The sequence below is a fragment of the Leptolyngbya sp. GGD genome (genome assembly GCF_026735145.1).
In the GTDB taxonomy this organism is placed as follows: Bacteria; Cyanobacteriota; Cyanobacteriia; order Leptolyngbyales; family Leptolyngbyaceae; genus Leptolyngbya; species Leptolyngbya boryana.
The window spans coordinates 905579-923868 of the sequence record NZ_JAPQKE010000002.1; the positions used below are offsets into that span (position 1 = coordinate 905579).

At 47.2% G+C, this 18290-nt stretch carries 19 protein-coding genes; 9 read left to right on the forward strand and 10 right to left on the reverse strand.

Translation table 11 applies throughout. The features are described from left to right. Window positions 1-3: 3 nt before the first annotated feature. From OU814_RS13045 to OU814_RS13055, 3 genes are all read left to right on the forward strand, one after another. Window positions 4-312, forward strand: coding sequence for a type II toxin-antitoxin system HigB family toxin (locus OU814_RS13045; protein WP_268183397.1), 309 nt, complete (start codon window positions 4-6; stop codon window positions 310-312). After that, entirely contained in the window at window positions 284-703 is a 420-nt protein-coding gene (locus OU814_RS13050; RefSeq protein ID WP_268183399.1) for a helix-turn-helix domain-containing protein, read from the forward strand. The genes OU814_RS13045 and OU814_RS13050 overlap by 29 nt, the downstream gene beginning before the upstream one ends. A gap of 168 nt (window positions 704-871) precedes the next feature. After that, a complete protein-coding gene (locus OU814_RS13055; protein WP_268183402.1) occupies window positions 872-2476 on the forward strand; it encodes a DUF3352 domain-containing protein in 1605 nt (534 codons plus the stop codon). Window positions 2477-2555: 79 nt separating this feature from the next. Here OU814_RS13055 and OU814_RS13060 read toward each other — a convergent pair whose 3' ends face one another. From OU814_RS13060 to OU814_RS13080, 5 genes are all read right to left on the reverse strand, one after another. Further along, window positions 2556-3818: a SufS family cysteine desulfurase gene (locus OU814_RS13060; RefSeq protein ID WP_268183404.1), complete on the reverse strand. Its 1263-nt coding sequence runs from the start codon at window positions 3816-3818 to the stop codon at window positions 2556-2558. A 2-nt stretch (window positions 3819-3820) separates the two neighbouring features. Further along, on the reverse strand, window positions 3821-5149 hold the full coding sequence (gene sufD / locus OU814_RS13065; RefSeq protein WP_268183407.1) for a Fe-S cluster assembly protein SufD: 1329 nt from the start codon (window positions 5147-5149) through the stop codon (window positions 3821-3823). After that, window positions 5146-5928, reverse strand: a complete 783-nt coding sequence (gene sufC, locus OU814_RS13070) for a Fe-S cluster assembly ATPase SufC (protein WP_017286399.1) — start codon at window positions 5926-5928, stop codon at window positions 5146-5148. Before sufC ends, sufD begins: the two co-directional genes overlap by 4 nt. 127 nt (window positions 5929-6055) lie before the next feature. Then, window positions 6056-7492 carry a Fe-S cluster assembly protein SufB gene (gene sufB, locus OU814_RS13075; protein WP_017286400.1) on the reverse strand — a complete coding sequence of 479 codons (1437 nt, stop codon included), beginning with the start codon at window positions 7490-7492 and terminating at the stop codon, window positions 6056-6058. A 72-nt stretch (window positions 7493-7564) separates the two neighbouring features. Further along, window positions 7565-7927, reverse strand: a complete 363-nt coding sequence (locus tag OU814_RS13080) for a ferredoxin thioredoxin reductase catalytic beta subunit (RefSeq protein WP_017286401.1) — start codon at window positions 7925-7927, stop codon at window positions 7565-7567. 203 nt (window positions 7928-8130) lie between these two features. Here OU814_RS13080 and sufR point away from each other — a divergent pair, with 203 nt between their 5' ends. The 4 genes from sufR (at window position 8131) to OU814_RS13100 (ending at window position 9700) form a co-directional block, all read left to right on the forward strand. Then, window positions 8131-8766, forward strand: coding sequence for an iron-sulfur cluster biosynthesis transcriptional regulator SufR (gene sufR, locus OU814_RS13085; protein WP_017286402.1), 636 nt, complete (start codon window positions 8131-8133; stop codon window positions 8764-8766). Window positions 8767-8901: 135 nt separating this feature from the next. Then, window positions 8902-9102 (forward strand): type II toxin-antitoxin system HicB family antitoxin, encoded by a 201-nt coding sequence (locus tag OU814_RS13090; protein ID WP_017286403.1) that lies wholly within the window; start codon window positions 8902-8904, stop codon window positions 9100-9102. Continuing rightward, window positions 9099-9308, forward strand: a complete 210-nt coding sequence (locus OU814_RS13095) for a type II toxin-antitoxin system HicA family toxin (protein ID WP_017286404.1) — start codon at window positions 9099-9101, stop codon at window positions 9306-9308. Before OU814_RS13090 ends, OU814_RS13095 begins: the two co-directional genes overlap by 4 nt. Before the next feature lie 11 nt (window positions 9309-9319). Further along, the gene (locus OU814_RS13100; RefSeq protein WP_017286405.1) at window positions 9320-9700 is read left to right on the forward strand and encodes a hypothetical protein; all 381 of its coding nucleotides are present in this window, start codon (window positions 9320-9322) and stop codon (window positions 9698-9700) included. Between the two features lie 119 nt (window positions 9701-9819). Here OU814_RS13100 and OU814_RS13105 read toward each other — a convergent pair whose 3' ends face one another. Then, window positions 9820-10605: a DUF1868 domain-containing protein gene (locus tag OU814_RS13105; RefSeq protein ID WP_026148424.1), complete on the reverse strand. Its 786-nt coding sequence runs from the start codon at window positions 10603-10605 to the stop codon at window positions 9820-9822. 142 nt (window positions 10606-10747) lie between these two features. Here OU814_RS13105 and holA point away from each other — a divergent pair, with 142 nt between their 5' ends. Next, window positions 10748-11737, forward strand: a complete 990-nt coding sequence (gene holA, locus OU814_RS13110) for a DNA polymerase III subunit delta (RefSeq protein WP_017286407.1) — start codon at window positions 10748-10750, stop codon at window positions 11735-11737. Between the two features lie 94 nt (window positions 11738-11831). After that, window positions 11832-12344, forward strand: a complete 513-nt coding sequence (locus OU814_RS13115; protein ID WP_144056143.1) for a DUF4168 domain-containing protein — start codon at window positions 11832-11834, stop codon at window positions 12342-12344. 207 nt (window positions 12345-12551) lie between these two features. Here OU814_RS13115 and OU814_RS13120 read toward each other — a convergent pair whose 3' ends face one another. The 4 genes from OU814_RS13120 to OU814_RS13135 all read right to left on the reverse strand — a co-directional run bounded on the left by OU814_RS13120 (window position 12552) and on the right by OU814_RS13135 (window position 18274). Next, a complete protein-coding gene (locus OU814_RS13120) occupies window positions 12552-13067 on the reverse strand; it encodes a DUF1993 domain-containing protein (RefSeq protein WP_268183414.1) in 516 nt (171 codons plus the stop codon). 132 nt (window positions 13068-13199) lie between these two features. Continuing rightward, window positions 13200-15086, reverse strand: a complete 1887-nt coding sequence (ftsH2, locus tag OU814_RS13125) for an ATP-dependent zinc metalloprotease FtsH2 (protein ID WP_017286410.1) — start codon at window positions 15084-15086, stop codon at window positions 13200-13202. A 280-nt stretch (window positions 15087-15366) separates the two neighbouring features. Beyond that, window positions 15367-16812, reverse strand: coding sequence for a glutamate--tRNA ligase (gene gltX / locus OU814_RS13130; protein ID WP_026148425.1), 1446 nt, complete (start codon window positions 16810-16812; stop codon window positions 15367-15369). Between the two features lie 79 nt (window positions 16813-16891). Further along, window positions 16892-18274 carry a DUF4335 domain-containing protein gene (locus OU814_RS13135; protein WP_268183419.1) on the reverse strand — a complete coding sequence of 461 codons (1383 nt, stop codon included), beginning with the start codon at window positions 18272-18274 and terminating at the stop codon, window positions 16892-16894. Window positions 18275-18290: the final 16 nt, after the last annotated feature.

Sequence of the window (18290 nt, forward strand, 5' to 3'; positions counted from 1 at the left end):
TCTATGCGAGTCATTAGTCGAAGCACCCTGAGAAAGTTTTGGGAGAAACACGCGAATGCTCAGACCAGTTTGCTAACTTGGTATGAGCGTGTGGTGTCGAACTCGTTTGATACCTTTGTTCAAGTCAGAGAGGTGTTTCCTTCTGCGGATTTAGTCGGAAATTTTATCGTCAATATTGGTGGTAACAATTATCGATTAATCACGTACTTGGATTATCGGTTTCAGATCATTTTTATTCGAGCAGTTCTGACTCATGCAGAATACGACAAGGAGGATTGGAAAAATGACGACTGGTTTGAAGATGCCGAGTAGTTATTATATGCAATTGATTAATGCGTTTCCTCCTCGTCCGATTACTGATGATGCGGAACTGTTCGCAACGCAAGCTCGGATTAATGCGATTCTGGATCGCAGTCCTTTGACGCAGGATGATCAGGATTATCTCAAGGTTTTAGGGACGCTAGTTTATGAGTATGAGGAAAGGACGGAAGTTTTTCCAAGGCTGACGGGACTTGCATTGCTTAGGTCGCTGATGACGGAGATGAATTTGCTGCCTCAAGATCTAGTGCCGATTTTGGAAGATGCATCGATCGTAGATGGGATTTTAAGCGATGCAGTTCAACCCTCGAAGCTTCAAGTGCAACAGTTAGCGACGTTCTTTCGGGTGTCTCCACAGTCTCTAGAAATGCGATCGCGAGTGTAAGAAATGCGATCGCGCTTTGTTTCAGATGCGATCGCTTTGTGGCGTGAAGCGATCGTTCCATTAAAAACAGCAAATGAATGAAAAAGTAACGAAATTCAGCAGTCTCGATTGCAAGTTTGCCTACGTCCTAGATAATAGGTCTGGTGACTTGCGCCTCTTGTATTGCTTATGAAGTTCCGTTCTTTTCAAAACCTTGTTTTTGCGATCGCTGGCGTTCTCTTAGTGATTGGAGTCGTTAGCTTGGTCTGGATTTTTGCTCAAAGTCCACTTGGCTTATTCCAAGGCAGTCGGCTAAATGCACCTACTGCTGCGATGTTTGTTCCAAAACAAGCTCCAGTACTGGCATCGCTCTTGGTGAATCCAGATCAGTTAGAAACATTGCGTCAATTGTCCGCAAAACCAGGAGATCGAGCTGCAACACGCGCCGAATTTGAACAATTCAAACAAGGAGTTTTAGGAAGTTCGGAACTGAACTACAAGCGAGATGTGCAGCCCTGGTTAGGCAATGAAGTGACGGCTGCAATTACAACGTTAGATATCGATCGCGATGAGACAAACGGCAAAGAAGCTGGATATTTACTGGCTTTAGCGACGAAAGATACTGAGCGATCGAGAGAATTTCTGCAATTGTTTTGGCAGAAACGGGCAATTGCTGGAACTGAATTAGTATTCGATGCGTATCAAGGCACAAAAATTATTTATGGCAAGATTGAATCAGAATCGGTTCCCATAACGGTTGCAAGTGCGGTTGTGGGTCGCCAGTATGTCTTGTTTGCCAATAGTCCGAAAGTGCTGCGGGATGCGATTAATAATGTGCAAGCGGCGGAATTGAACTTAGAACATTCGAGTCAGTATCAGGCAGCACTCGCGGCGCTCGATCGAGGACGAATTGGAGTTGTGTTTGCAAATTTGCCTGAACTTGCAAAGCTCAATGGTAAAGAACCTCCAACTGCTTCCACGGCTGCAATTTCGCTAAGTTTGGATCGCAAAGGATTAGTTGCAGAAACCGCGATCGTGCGAGATGGTGAAACATCCAAATTAAGCGACAAAGCAGTTGGCGCATTGAATTACATTCCTGCGATCGCTTCAATTTCGGCTTCGGGGATCAATCTCAATCAATTATGGTCAGGGCTTTCAAGCGAGAGCAGTTTGGCAAAGTTGGTTAATTCTCCAATTGATACCTTGGGTCAGCGATGGAACCTCAATTTACCGAAAGATATTTTTAGTTGGGTAACTGGAGAGTATGCGCTGGCTTTGATTCCGGATTCTGATTGGGTGTTTGTGGCAGAGAAGACAGAAGGAGCAGAAAGCGCGATCGCGCATTTAGACGAATTAGCCAAAGCTCAAAGAATCAGTACAGGTACGATTGATGTCGGCAATCAGTCTGTTTCAGTTTGGACGAAGTTCTCGTCGGGTGCGGCAACGAAGAAAATTGAAGCAGATGTAGTTGGAGTACATACTACGATCGGGAAATACGAAATTTTTGCAACTTCCATCAATGCGATGAATGCGATCTTGACGGCGCAGAACAATACACTCGCCAACAGTCAAGAATTCACAAATGCGATCGCTGGATTACAAAAAACGAACACGGGTTATCTCTATATTGATTGGGATGCAGCACAGCCGATTTTAGAGAAGCAATTGCCGATTTTGAAAATTGCTGAATTAGCAGGTGGATCGATTTTTGAGCACTTGAAATCACTGACGATTAGTAACTATGGCAATCGATCGGGTATTCAACGCGGCGGTGTTTTCGTGCAATTAAGTTGAAGCAGCCTTGGAGATAAAAATAAGGGTGTCGGCTCAAAGAAAAGCTCGACACCCTTATTTTTTCAATCATTCTTGCGTTCTAGTTCATCATTCCGCTGAAAAACTCGATCGTGCTTTTCAACGCTTCAATAAACTGATCAATCTCTTCGTGAGTATTGTAAAAATACAAGCTAGCTCGCGCTGATCCAGGAGCATTCAACAATCGATGCAAAGGCTGTGTGCAATGATGCCCGGATCGAATCGCAATGCCTTCGTGATCGAGCAGAGTCGAAAGGTCGTGAGGATGCAATTCTCCAGCCGTAAAGGATGCTAAAGCCGCTCTGCCTCGACCCCGTGCATCTGGCTTAGTTCCATAAATCCGCAGATTCGGAATCTCAGCCAACCGTTGGAATAGATGCGCTGTTAACTCTTCTTCGTAAGCATGAATCTTATCCATGCCAATGTTCGTTAAGTAATCAACGGCTGCACCTAAAGCGATCGCTTCTGCAATTGCCGGAGTTCCCGCCTCAAACTTATGCGGCAAATCTGCATAAGTCGAATGATCCAAGTACACATCCGCAATCATTTCACCGCCGCCGAAGAACGGAGGCATCGATCGCAGAACGTCTAACTTGCCGTACAGAAATCCAATTCCAGTCGGTGCACACATTTTATGCCCCGATGCCACGAGCCAATCACAATCGATCGCTTGCACGTCAACTTGCATGTGCGGCACAGCCTGACATGCATCAATTAAAACTCTCGCCCCAACTTTGTGAGCTTCTGCACAAATCTCATGAACCGGATTAATGCATCCCAAAGTATTCGAGACATACACCACTGAAACCAGCTTAGTCTTCTCAGACAGCAAGGATTTGAAATGCTCAAAATCAAAGCCTTCTTCTTCGTTCAGTTGGACATGCTTAATCACAGCACCTGTTCTTGCCGCAATGAGTTGCCAAGGCACAAGGTTACTATGATGCTCCATCACCGTCAGAATGATTTCATCACCTGCCTGCAAGTTATTCAAGCCCCAAGCATACGCCACGATATTGATTGCTTCACTCGCATTTCGCGTGTAAACAATCTCTTGTCGGGATGCTGCATTCACAAACGCTGCTACCTTATCGCGTGCGCCTTCATAAGCATCAGTCGCTCTCGCACTCAGCGTATGTGCGCCACGATGAACATTTGCATTGTCATGCTCGTAGTAATGACGCAACGCATCGAGAACCGCGATCGGCTTTTGTGAAGTCGCGGCATTGTCGAGATAGACTAACGGCTTATCATGAACACGCTCATTTAGAATCGGAAAGTCCGATCGCACTTGAGCAGCGAGGGTTTTTTCTTGCAGGAAAGTCATGGTTAGGTGTGTTGGGAACGAATAAACGTAGCGAGTCGATCGCGCAAAGACTCAACGGGAATTTGATCAATTACTTCAATGGCAAACGCATAGGTCAACAATTTCCGAGCCGATTCGTGATCAATGCCTCGACTCTGAAGGTAAAAGACTTCATCTTCTTCGAGCTGGCTGACGGTCGCACCATGAGCGCATTTCACATTGTCTGCAATAATTTCTAGCTGTGGCTTCGTATCAACTCGTGCTTTCGGAGAGAGCAATAAATTTCGGCTGAGCTGTCTCGCATCGGTTTGCTGAGCCGCTTGAGGAACGAAGACTTTGCCGTTGAAAACAGCATGAGCACGATCGCTAACAATCGTCTTATTCACCTGATTTCCGACCCCATAAGGTCTGCTCAGAGAAAGCAAACTGTGCGTATCCCCAACGCGATCGCCATCTAGCACAGTCAAGCTATTCAACGTTGTTTCAGTTTGCTCCCCGGTCTGGTAAATCTCTAGATTATGTCGAGACACCTTGCCGCCGAAGTGAACTGCGGTACAGGAATAGCGAGAATCTCTTGCCTGAGAAACAGCGGTTTTGCCAATGTGAAACGCAGCAGTGCTGTCTCGCTGAACTCTAGTATGGCGAATTTCTGCGTTTTCCGCGATCGCGATTTCCGTAACTGTATTGGTGAAGTATGCGCCCTCGGTTAAGGTGACAAAATCTTCAACCACTGTTGCGCGGCTGCCTGTTTCCGCAACGACTAAGCATCTTGGGTATTGAGCCGTTTCGCTTTGAGTTGAAACATAGAGAATATGAATCGGTGCTTCAACGTCTTGATTTTTCGGAATAAACGCGATCGCGCTATCACTCAAATTTGCTGTATTCAACGCGGTGAAAACTTCCTCTCCACCGGGCAATTTTGCCAGATGAGTTTTGATATCTGGAATAAATTCTGCAACGTTTGCGAAGTTACTCACGACAACGCCATCCGGCAAGTCGTCTATCGCAGAAAGATCAGGAGCAAAAGCACCATCGACAAAGACTAAGCGCGAATTCACGGCTTCTTTCAGCAGAAAAGCTTCAATTTGCGGATAGCCTAAGCTTGCAGGTTCAGCAGATTTTAAGCTGAGAGAAAGTAACCCAGATAAATCTGTGAATCGCCATTCTTCATCACGAGTCGAGGGAATTGCTCGATCGTGAACAATCACAGCAGCGCGATCGCGGATGTCCTGCAATTCGGGGGCAAGATTCGATCGCAGTTTGAGCAAATTGGCGAGATATTCAGCCCGATCAACTTTCGGGACTGTCCCTAAATTTCCAACTTCGGGAACGGTTGAGACTTCAATCATCATGCACCTACCGCTTCACCTTCTACAACCCAGTCGTATCCTCTTTCTTCAAGCTCTAGCGCTAATTCTTTTCCGCCGCTTGTGAGAATCCGCCCATCTGCCATCACATGGACAAAATCAGGTGTGATGTAGTTCAGTAACCGCTGATAGTGCGTAATCATTAGCACTGCATTCTCTGAAGTCTTAAGAGCATTGACACCCTGCGAAACGACTTTCAACGCATCGATATCCAATCCAGAGTCAATCTCATCCAAAATGCCTAACTTCGGCTCTAACAAAGCCATCTGTAGGATTTCATTGCGCTTTTTCTCCCCGCCTGAAAATCCTTCGTTAACACTGCGAGTGAGAAAGCCTGCATCCATTTTCAATAGCTCAAGCTTAGAATGCACGATATCGTCAAAGTCAAATGCATCTAGCTCTTCTAAGCCTTCCTGTTTGCGCTTTGCATTGTAAGACACTCGCAAGAAATCCACATTCGTTACGCCTGGAATTTCAAGCGGATACTGAAACGCGAGAAATACGCCAGAATTTGCGCGTTCGTGAGGTTCAAGCTCGAATAAATCTTTTCCTCGAAACAGAACTTCTCCACCCGTTACGGTATAAGCGGGATGTCCTGCCAAAATTTTAGAAAACGTACTTTTCCCCGATCCATTCGGGCCCATAATCGCGTGAGTCTCACCAGCTTTAATTTCGAGATTCATTCCTTTTAAAATCGGAGTCCCATCAATCTCAGCCGTGAGATTTTTAACCGACAGAATCACTTCACCATTTTCAACAATCATTCGCTCCCTCCTAACTGTGCCCTATGCCAATTAATATTCGGCGCGATCAGGAGCTTCAAAACTTGACTAACCTCGATCGCTAAAGTTCAGCAGAGCAAGGGTGTCCCACTCTGCTGAATCGATTTTCTTAACCCACGCTACCTTCTAGCTTGAGGCTGAGCAGCTTATCTGCTTCGACTGCAAACTCCATCGGCAATTGGTTAAAGACATCCTGACAGAAGCCGCTAATCATCATTGAAATTGCGTCTTCTGGAGAAATGCCGCGCTGAGCAAAGTAAAACAACTGGTCTTCGCCAATCTTAGAAGTCGAGGCTTCGTGTTCGACTTTGCCCTGATTATTCTGCACCTGGATGTAAGGGAAGGTATTCGCCTGAGCGCGATCGCCAATCAGCATCGAATCACACTGCGAATAGTTCCGCGCTCCAGTTGCTTTCGGTGAGATTTTCACCAAACCGCGGTAGCTATTCTTCGACTGACCCGCTGAAATCCCTTTCGAGATGATCGTGCTACGAGTATTCTTACCGATGTGAATCATTTTCGTACCCGTGTCAGCTTGCTGATGATTGTTCGTCAAAGCAACCGAGTAGAATTCACCGACAGAATTATCGCCGACTAAAACACAACTCGGATACTTCCAAGTAATCGCAGAACCCGTCTCCACCTGTGTCCAAGAAATCTTAGAATTCTTCCCTTGGCACAATCCACGCTTGGTCACAAAATTATAGATTCCGCCTTTCCCGTCTGCGTCTCCTGCATACCAGTTCTGAACGGTCGAATATTTAATATCCGCATCGTCTAGCGCCACTAATTCGACAACTGCTGCATGAAGCTGATTTGAATCGTACATCGGTGCAGTACAGCCTTCGAGATAGCTGACTTGTGCGCTTTCTTCCGCCACAATCAAGGTGCGCTCAAACTGTCCTGAATCACCATTATTGATGCGGAAGTAGGTCGAAAGCTCCATCGGACATTTCACGCCTTTCGGAATGAAGACGAATGAGCCATCACTGAACACTGCCGAATTCAAAGCAGCAAAGTAGTTATCGCCAACGGGGACGACGCTACCCAGATATTTTTTCACCAGCTCTGGATGTTCCCGCACTGCTTCTGAAATCGAGCAGAAGATCACACCATCTTTCGCCAGCTTCTCTTTAAATGTCGTTGCGACAGAGACACTATCAAAAATCGCATCGACTGCCACATTACTGAGCCGTTTTTGCTCCGAGAGTGGAATTCCAAGCTTCTCAAACGTCTCCAGCAATTCAGGGTCAACCTCATCGAGGCTTTTCTTCTTCTCGCTGACTTTTGGAGCCGAGTAGTAAATGATGTTTTGATAATCGATCGCGGGATATCCCACCGCCGCCCAATCTGGCTCGGTCATTTTCAACCATTGCCGATAGGCGCGCAACCGGAAGTCCAGCATCCATTCCGGCTCTTCTTTCTTCGCAGAAATCAAACGAACTACATCTTCGCTCAATCCACGTGGAATTGTGTCGGATTCGATGTTGGTGACGAATCCGTATTTGTAGGGTTGGTTAACGAGCGTTTGAACAGTTGCACTCATGGTTGAATTTATCGATCGTGTTCTCTGAATCGGATCTTTTTAAGGAGGGACGAAACCGCCCCTGGGTGCGACCTAGATGTTACTCGTAGCTTTACGAATCTCATCAAAGGTAATGTCTTGCTTCTCTCCGGCAAAATCGTTTTCGGGCGTGAGGAACAACATACAGTGACACTCTTTGCGTTCTCGCATTGGGACACAGGGGCAATTCCAGTACGCCGCCGCGACTTCTGCTTCTTTGTCTTCGTAGTGACGACAGGGGCAGAGTGGCGATCCTAAGTCTTCTTTATGCTTCGCGAGTCCTTCGATCACAACGGCGGTTACGCCCGGATCGATACAGAAATACGTGCCTGTGCGCTTCGCATATTGCTCGGAAAAGTGGCGCATCGCTTCAAGGTTTTTGTCTGATGCTTGTGTAGCTTGAGGGTCAGTGTTCATGAGTCAGATCAGCAGTACATTTAGAGGATCTTATTACTAAAACAACACCTGTGTTGCGTTGCGCGATCGAGAAAAGCGAGCCAGAACAGGACGAAGCAGTTTATAATTAAAACAACTTCCGTGTTGCTTAATCCTATTGTAGAGTACTTTAGCAACATTAGAGTTGTCAAAGTCGGTTAGGAATTGATGACTTGAGGCAGGAGATGACGACGATTCAGCAGCCTTCGACGAAACAAGATATCCTGCGTCACCTTTTGAAGCAGGGCGAATCGACCGCGCAAGATTTAGCAGAACAATTAAATTTAAAGCCCCAAGGAATTCGACGGCACTTAAATGAACTCGAAGCAGAAGGCTTAATTGTTCACAAAAAGATTCAGGCTGGAATGGGTCGCCCGAATTATGTGTACGAACTGAGCCGAGAAGGTCGATCGCAGTTTCCCGATCGCTATGACGAATTTGCCGTTTCTCTGCTGGGGACGTTGGCAGAGACGGTCACGAAAGATCAAATGAAATCGATCTTGCAGAAACAATGGGAACGTAAAGCGATCGAATATCGCGATCGACTCGGTTCTGGTTCTCTCGAAGAACGAGTGGCAAAATTAGTCGAACTGCGGGTCTCAGAAGGCTACATGGCAGAATGTCACACTGTTGAAACGGGTGGATTTATTCTGACTGAATATAACTGTGCGATCGCGCAAATCGCCGAGTCGTTTCCGAGTGTATGCGGACATGAGTTAGAGATGTTTGCGATCGCGCTTCCCGACTGTAAAGTTGAGCGAACTCACTGGCTTGTGAATGGTGAGCATCGCTGCGGATATTTGATTCAACTGAAAGGATAAGCAGATCGACTGCAAGATGCTGAGGTTCGTGAAGTTGAATTGCAGGTGTGAATGTGCCTCAAATTCTCAGGAGCAATCTAATCAGAGAGCAATATTTAGAGAAAGGATTAATTACGCTCGTCAAGGGGATGAACCATGAAAATCAAAGCAGTAATCTGGCAAGAAGATGATGTATGGTGTGCTTCTGTTCCAGCGTTACCAGGCTGTCACACTTGGGCAGAAAATCGTGAACAGTTAACTGAAATGCTACAAGATGCGATTCAAGGATGGTTAGAGGTAGCAAGTGAGCGAGAAGTACTTGAACCTGAGAAGCAATTAGTCGAGATTTCTGTATGAAATCTATTTCGGGGAAGATGCTTTGCAAGATTGTGGAGCGTCAAGGTTGGGTGTTGAAGCGAACGACAGGCAGTCACCACATTTATTCTAAGGAAGGAGTAGATGTGATTCTTTCAATTCCAGTTCACGGTAATCGAGATTTGCCCAAGGGGACACTGAGAAGTATTTTGAAAGATGCTGACCTGACCGAAAACGACTTAGAGTAATCCAACTTTTTATGCAACCAGATTCAGAATTTCTCACACCAGAAGAATGTCTTGAAGTGGATAAAGCGCTTTTGACTTCAAGAGATAAGTTTTCTGCACGAGTTGCGATCTACTCACTGCGATCGCTGAAACAAATCGCTCAAGCTTCAGGTAAAACGATCGCGAACCTTGACTCGACTCAAATCGAAGATTGGATCTACCAGGATGAGAGCTTACAAGGTGGAATCGACAACGAATTTAAGAAATTCTTCTCCAAACTTGTGATTGCGTCGATTAATCCGTTGAATCAAGTTGCAGCAGCGAACGGAAGTCCGATCGAAGAGCTGAACATTCAGCAAGTAGTCGCTTGGTTTGAGGCGAAAGCGAAAGCGGAGATGCAATCAAAGAATTAAGGATTGAGGGAGATATAGCGATCGTTGGCCCATCTGAGATCAACGAATACGATTACCCAATCTCGCTTGATAGTCTGAGAGAATCGATCTCCTGTGCAACCAGAAGATCGACACGCATTTTAGAACTGATACGTTGCCCAGTCTGGATTTCTCACATATTCCGTCATGTTATTAAACTTGCGGAATTCAGCTTGATGAATCCAAAACTCGTTCTCTGGATAATGATCCAGCCATTCCTGATGCAACTCATCAAAGGTCTGACTTAACTGATCGCGATCGAGATTTTCTGGCAGCTTGCCAAAATACCCCAACGTAATATGCGGCGTAAAGTAATACTGCTGCTCAATCCCAATCTCAATGAGGTCTGGATTCTGATAAATTGCCCGACGGCACTTCAAAATCCGCTCATATCCCGCACTATCCGTCGTCGCCAAACAGACCGCGATCGCGCGAGCCATCACCATCAAGCCCACCACTTGAAATCGGATCGATTCCCCCGTGGAACTCAACTGCGACTGTCGAAAACTGCTCGCCACTCGATCGCGCAACCGATCATCAAAACCTGGCGTTTCTTTTGCATGAAGATACGCCTCATTCCAGATCAAATCCGCGATCGTCAGATGAAAACTCTCAGCCGGAATCGGCACAAACATATCTGCGCCCAATTTCTCCACAATTTGCGACTGATACTGTTTCAGGGACGCATAAATGCCACGATTCTTGCCGTCCTCCGACCCTGGAGGCGTAATCACCGTGTACCCTGGAAAAGCAGTAGGTTGCCAGCCCTGCCCCGGCACAAGCTGGAACTTCGGAGACTCTTGGATATGCTGCACCTGTGACTTATACGTTTCTGGTAAAGTCAGCCGCATCACCCGATTGAGGAAAGTTTGATAATTCTCGTCCAATGTGCGATCGCCTCGCGCCGTAAATCGATAAATTAGAAATCCATTCTTAAATCTAACGGTAAAGTGTCATCTCGCTGCGAGAGAAATAAGAACTTGGAATGCCAGGGATTAACTCTAGGACTAAGGGGAGACTAAATTCGGTATGGGGATTTACTTTTATTGGGGGGAAGATAGTTTCGCGATCGCTCAAGCCGTGAAAGCCCTGAAACAACAGACACTTGACCCCATGTGGGAAAGCTTTAACTTTGATAAATTTTCCCCGGAGCAAAGCGATGCGGTCGTTCAAGCCCTTAATCAAGCGATGACTCCCCCCTTCGGCACTGGAAATCGTCTTGTCTGGCTCTCTGAGACGACGCTAGCGCAACGATGCCCGGAAGAGATGCTATCTGAACTCGATCGCACATTGACTGCTCTACCAGATACCACAACGCTGCTGCTGACAAGTTCCTCAAAACCAGACGGACGGCTCAAATCCACGAAACTTCTACAGACTCACGCCACGATTCAAGAGTTCTCACTGATTCCGCCCTGGAAAACTGAATTAATTCGGACTCAAGTGCAGCGAGTGGCGCAGGAATTTGACCTCAAACTTACGTCAAAGGCGATCGATTACATCACTGAAGCAGTCGGCAATGATACGCGCCAGCTTTACAGCGAATTAGAGAAACTGAAAGTCTTTGCCGCTGATTCTAAGAAACCTTTAGATGAATCTGCGATCGCGCCTCTGATTACCGCCAGTACGCAAAGTTCTCTGCAACTGCTCGCTGCAATTCGGCAAGGGAAAACGGCTCAGGCATTAGAACTGGTGGCTGACTTGTTACGCCAAAATGAGCCTGCTTTGCGAATTGTCAGCACTCTCGTGGGGCAATTCCGGCTGAGATTGTGGATCAAGCTCATGCTCGAATCAGGAGAACGCGACGATCGAGAAATTGCCAAAGCCGCAGAACTAGGCAACCCGAAACAGCTTTATTTTCTCAAACAAGAACTTCAATCTGCGTCACTTCAACAATTGCAACAGGTTCTCCCAATTTTGCTGGAGTTAGAATTTAGCCTAAAACGAGGTAGCGATGAGACGATCACGCTGCAAACAAAGGTGATTGAACTTTGTCAAATTTTCCAATTCAGAAAGTGATCGAAAATTTCTCACTTCTTTTCTGGTTCGCGGAACTTCTTGCAAGTAAAATAATTCAGATTATTTGTACCTCTCTTGTGTGCTACTTTGCCGGATGTCACACCGCCTTATGATGATGAATCGTGAACCCTCTTCTCTCTCTCAAATGCTGATCAAACGCTCTCTTGCAATCGGTGCCTTTTCGACGATCGCTGTTTTAGCAGGCTGGACACCGAATCTCTCCGCTCCAGTCGCAAAAATGTTTGATCAATCTGCTTTTGCACAGGAAACTGCCTTTACCCGGTACGTTCGGTCTGCGGTTGCGCTAGAACAACGCCGACTTGAACTTGAAAATCAACTGCGACAAGTCACAGGTGGCAGCGTGCCTAAAGGGGTGTGTCAAAATATTAATCAAGTGAATTCTGGTGCCCGTGATCAAGTGCGTGGGCTATGTCAGGAGTTTCGTCAAAGTTTTTATAAAATTCTTGCCAGCCAAAATCCTCAATTGAGTTTGGATGAATTCAACTCCTTCCAAAGTCAAGTCGGCAGTCGTGCAATGTGCGATCGAGTGGCTCAAGAAGCTCGACGCTTGAAAATTGGCGATATTAGCTGTGAAGGCACGAAGTAGTTTCACAAGCATTTCTTGATCAGGCTAAAAAACCGGGGTAGTGAAAACTGCCCCGATTAGTCTATGAACAGAGTTTCAACAGACAGTCACAGTTGAGACACATAGCTTCTAGCTTGCCTAATCCTGTGAATGTCGATCGATCAACTCAGCGACGGCAGCCATTTCGGCTCTAGCACTGACTCTCGATCGTCTGCTGCATTTAACTGATTAGGCTTCAGCCTGCTTGATGAATGGCACGAGGTGAATCATGTAATCGCGTTTACCAAGGGGTACACCAGCCATACGAAGAATGTCATACGCTGTGACCAAATGGAAGTAAAAGTTTGGGATGAGAAATTCATTCACATAGGCGCTACCAGATAGCTCGATGTATAGGTTCTTGTCATAAATGCGTGTCATCTCATCTAGCTTTATATCTTCAACGTTAATGCTCAAAAGAAGTTCATTCGTGTTTGCGATAAGTTCGTATGCTTGTGCAAGAGATGTGACATTTGGATCTAAATTATCCGCAGACTTACCATCACACCAGAGAGCAAAGTTGCGTGGCTGATTACAGGTGAAAGCAATCTGAGTCCCGAAGGGAAACATATCAGCCGCGATGCGCTGTTGAAGAAACGATTCGTCATCACAAAAATGAGCTTGAGCGGTCTTCAAGAGATGCTCAAGAGTTGCTAAGCGGCTTTGAAAGAGGGTTTGAATTAAATCTATATTTTGCCGTTGCATGTTGTAATTTTTAAGACTTGTTCTGTAAATCCTAGCTGTAACTCAGATGGATTTCAGCCTAACAAGCTTATCTCATATAAAAAATCGGGGTAGTGAAAACTACCCCGATTAGTTTATGAACAGAGTCTCAGATTACAGTTGAGGCACGTAGCGCTCTTTGTCAGGAACTGCCGTGTACTCAGCCACGATCTGACGGAATTCGTCACCATCGATCGTTTCTTTGTCCACGAGTAGATCAACCAATCGGTCAATTACTTCCCGGTTTTCGCGAATGATCTTGCGAGTGTCTTCTAAGCAATGTTCAACAATGGAACGGACTTGAGCATCAATTCGAGCCGCGATTTCTTCGGAATACTCCGATCGCGTCATCCAACCACCACCCAAGAAAACTTCGCCTTGCTGACTTTCTAGCGACAGAGGCCCTAAATCCGACATGCCATAGCGAGTGACCATCTGACGCGCCATGCTTGTGACTTGCTGAATGTCACCGCCTGCACCTGTCGTCACTTCAGCATCTCCGAAAATCACTTCTTCTGCTGCGCGTCCACCCAATGCGCCTTTAATCCGCGCCAAGATTTGCGCCCGCGAGATCAATCCTTGGTCTTCACTCGGCATAAACCAAGTTAAACCACGAGCCTGACCGCGAGGAATTAAGGTTACTTTCTGAACGGGGTCGTGTTCTTTCACCAAAGTACCGACGATCGCATGTCCAACTTCGTGATATGCAATCAACCGTTTGCTCTTGCTGTCGGTTAGCGGTGTGCCTTCCATCCCTGCAACAACCCGGTCAACTGCATCATCAATCTCGGACATCGTAATCGCATCTTTGCGGCGACGTGCGGTGAGAATCGCAGCTTCGTTCAGCAAGTTGGCTAAGTCAGCCCCAGAGAAGCCAGGAGTCCGACGCGCGATCGCATCCAACGAGACTTCTTCGGAAATCTTCTTGTTGCGAGCGTGAACATTGAGAACTTCTAAGCGACCTTTGATATCAGGGACATCGACGGTCACTTGGCGATCGAAACGACCCGGACGGAGCAAGGCGGAGTCTAGAACATCAGGACGGTTTGTTGCCGCAATGATGATGATGCCAGAGTTGCCCTCAAACCCGTCCATTTCAGTGAGAAGCTGGTTCAAGGTTTGCTCACGTTCGTCGTTACCGCCACCGATACCTGCTCCACGTTGACGACCCACTGCGTCAATTTCATCGATAAAGATGATACAAGGGGCGTTTTCTTTGGCTTTTTTGAACAGATCGCGAACTCGGGAAGCCCCGACACCCACGAACATTTCGACGAATTCAGAACCCGAAATCGAAAAGAATGGTGTACCCGCTTCGCCTGCGATCGCTTTTGCTAATAAAGTTTTCCCGGTTCCAGGAGGTCCAACGAGTAAGACTCCTTTGGGGATTTTCGCGCCGACTGCGGTAAAGCGTTCTGGCTTCTTCAAGAAAGTGACAACTTCTTGAAGTTCCTCTTTGGCTTCTTCGATGCCCGCGACATCATCAAACAAGACCCCTGTTTTGGCTTCCATTTGGAACCGAGCGCGAGACTTGCCGAAGTTCATCGCTTGTCCAGGACCGCCCGGAACATTACCAGAGCGACGGAACAAGAAGAACAATCCACCTAATAAGAGAATCGGGAAGACCAAGTTACCGAGTAAACCCCAGACTGCCCCATCGTTGCGAACTGGGTGCGAATCTAGGTTAATGTTCGAGGAACGTAAGCGTGTGATGAGTTGGGGAGTGTCGCCTGGAAGATCGACCCGTAACCGTTGTAGCCGATTGTCCAAGTCTGGATCGACGGCTTCGACGATCGCGGTACGACCGCCATCATATAAGTCAACGCTAGTAATTCGATTGGCATCCAAATACTCTAGGAATCGCCCGTAGGTCATGCGTGTACTAGCAGTATTTTTCCCAGTGTTGGGTGCGGCTGGAGCGATTGATCCTTGCCACAGGAAGAACCCAACGACTAGCGCGGGAATCGCCCATAGCAGGATGGTTCTCCAAGAAGATTTCATAAATTGGCAACCTCGTGATATGGCTACAACGGTAATTTTATCGATCGTGCTTCAAGTATGGGATTTTCCATACAGCTTGGGATTTAGCTTGAGAATGAGGCTCAGTTGCGTCCCAAGTACTATGACGGATTCTCTATCAAGTGATTAATGAGAAGAATCTTAACTAAATTTAACAGAAATTGTGAGATTCAGGCAATGAAGGTGGGAGATGGGAGAGTGGGGAGATGGGGAGTGGAGGCAAGAAGCAATTTTCTCTTTATTCCCCCATTCCCCCATTCCCCTATCCAGCATTCGCGATCGATAACGCTTGCTCAAAGCGAGATCGATCGAGTCCTTTCTGATTGAGTAACAGCCAGGATTGAACGAGGTCAGGACCTTGTAATGCTCCAGTTAGAGCGGCTCTGAGAGATTTCATCACGATGCCTTTTTTCAAGTTTTGCTCTTTGACCACTTGTTTGATGACATCTTGAGTTGCAGTCTCGGTGAGTTCAGCAGGCATGGCATCCAAAATGGCTTGGATAGCAGTTGCAGCGCCGTCTTGTTGCATTTGTGCCTTGGCATCGTCGGTGTAGTCCAACGATTGGAATAAGTAGCGGGTCATGTCGGCTGCTTCGTTTAATCGAGCCAGACTGGGTGCAACGAGCGCGGTAATCTGTTCGAGCCAAGCGCGATCGCGCTCTGCATCAAATTCATATCCTGCTGATTTCCAAACCGGAATTAATAAATTTGTTGCCTCAGAAACTGGCATGGCATGAATGTATTGCCCATTAATCCAGTTGAGTTTGTCCCAATCGAATTTTGCACCGGCTTTGTTGACGCGATCGAAGCTAAATTGCTCAGCCGCTTCAGCCAAGGTAAAAATTTCAGTCATCGGTTCAGGGGGCGACCAGCCGAGCAGGGTCATATAATTCGCGATCGCTTCTGCGGTGTATCCCATCTCTTTAAAGTCAGAAATTGAGGTCACGCCGTCCCGCTTGGAAAGTTTCGCGCCTGCTTGGTTGAGAATCAGCGGGGTATGTCCAAATTCAGGCAGAGTTGCGCCTAAAGCTTCATACAGCAGAATTTGCTTTGGAGTATTTCCGATATGATCTTCGCCTCGAATCACATGGCTGATGTTCATATCAATATCGTCAACCACCACTACAAAGTTATAGAGGGGTTGTCCGACTTCTTGACCTTCTGCTGCACGGGCAATCACCATGTCACCGCCTAGATCGCGACCTTTCCAAGTCACCGTGCCGCGCACGAGATCTGTCCAGGAAATTTCTCGATCGTCTTCGATTTTGAATCGAATTACAGGTTTACGCCCTTCTGCTAGAAACGCTGCTTCCTGTTCGGGGGTGAGGTTGCGATGGCGATTGTCATAGCGCGGTGCTTCATTTCTCGCTTTTTGAGCTTCTCGCATTGCGTCGAGTTCTTCCGGCGTATCATAAGCGCGATACGCCAATCCTCGATCGAGCAACTGCTGAATCTTCTCGCGATAGAGATGCATCCGAGCCGTTTGATAAACGGGTTCTTCGTCCCACGTCAAACCGAGCCAGGTTAATCCCTCGAAAATATTTTGCGTGAATTCAGGTTTCGATCGCTCTAAATCAGTGTCTTCAATCCGTAGGATAAACTTGCCGCCATGATGGCGGGCAAATAGCCAATTAAATACCGCAGTTCTAGCCGTTCCGATGTGGAGATTGCCAGTAGGACTGGGTGCAATACGAACGCGAACGGTCATGAGTAAATCGCCCAGAGTTTTTTGTGCATTCTCCATTCTAACGGAGTGCAGCAACTCCAACGTCTAGGCGATTCAACGATTACTGCAAGAAGGCTTGAACGGTTCCATCCGGTTTGTACAACACTCGGAAAGTGGCTGAACCTCTTCCCTTGAGCGGAGAAACTAGATTCTCTCCAATTTTCGGAATTCCAGCGACATTCGCAAACTTTCTTGCAGTATCGTCTAATGGCTGTCTGTCTGTAATATTTCCGTTCTCATCCACAAAAATCACAAATTCAAAATTGCTCTTAAGATCGGCTGGCGGTTGCCAAGCCTTTTGTAGTCTCTGCTCTGCTTCCTTCGCTTGAGGAATCTGCACAGCGGCAGGAGGAGCAGCAGCACGAGACAGAGAGGAAGGTTGTGGCGCGCTCTCAGCAGATGGAGATGCTTCACGTGCAGCGCTTGCGATCGCGGCATCACCCGCATTTTCAGGAGGGGTTGGTGCTTCGTTAGGATCTCTTGATCGAGCAGCTTGGTTGCCAGTAGTATTTCCTTGGGCGGGCGATGGCTTAGTTTGGTCAGGAATCGAAGCTACTGGAACATCTTGTAGCGGAGGCGTTTGAATTTGGATTTGCTGTTGAGGAGGAGCTTCAACAGCGGGTTCTTGAGCAATTCTCAGTTGGGGCGGCTGACCAGGCTGTGCTGGGAGACTACCAGGATTTAGATTAGGAGCGGTTTGGGTTCCAGGAGAACCAGAAGGCAAGGGCACTGGGGAAGTGGGGAGCGCTCCAATCGTATTGGGTGCAGGAGTGCTTGGAAGGGGTTGTACTGGAAGGCGCTGATCGTTGCTGCTCGGAGATTGGGCGGTTTGGGGTGCAGGAGATGAGTCAAATAGAGGTCTAAAGGCTGCCATTACGCCAATGGCGACAATGAAACCTGCTGCGATCGTGCCCCATGCAGGAGCGACCTGCACCCAACTCGGTTTTTCAAGATTGGGAAGTGCAGTGACATCAGCAGAATATTCATCGAGTGCAGAGGCAAGATCTGCGAGTTGAACCGCACTCAATTGCAACGTTGATCCGGTTGATTCGTTGGCAAGCGTGCCTAAATGTAATTCGTGCGAGATTAATCCTCTCGGTTGCAGGTGAATTCCGGCCGAATTTTGCTCAGTTTCAGGCATGACAGCGGTGTTAGGTTCTGTCGCTGTTGCAGAGTCACGATTTCCAAATCGGCTGGACTGGCTGAGAAAATTTTGGACGTAGTGGCTGACCGCATTGCAAAGGGCTTCGAGCTGATTGCGATCGCCTCTAATGGTTGTCCACTGTTCTTCACTGACTCGTGGATCGTCAAAGCTGAGTTTGAAGCGCAGATGTTTGAGAACAGATTGACCCATCCAACGCGAAAGCGGCGAATCCTTCGCAGCGATTTCTAAAGTGCAGGTGGGCGGTGTGTAACGTCGAATCACAGAGTTGGGTGAGGACATGAGTTCAAAGTTGAGC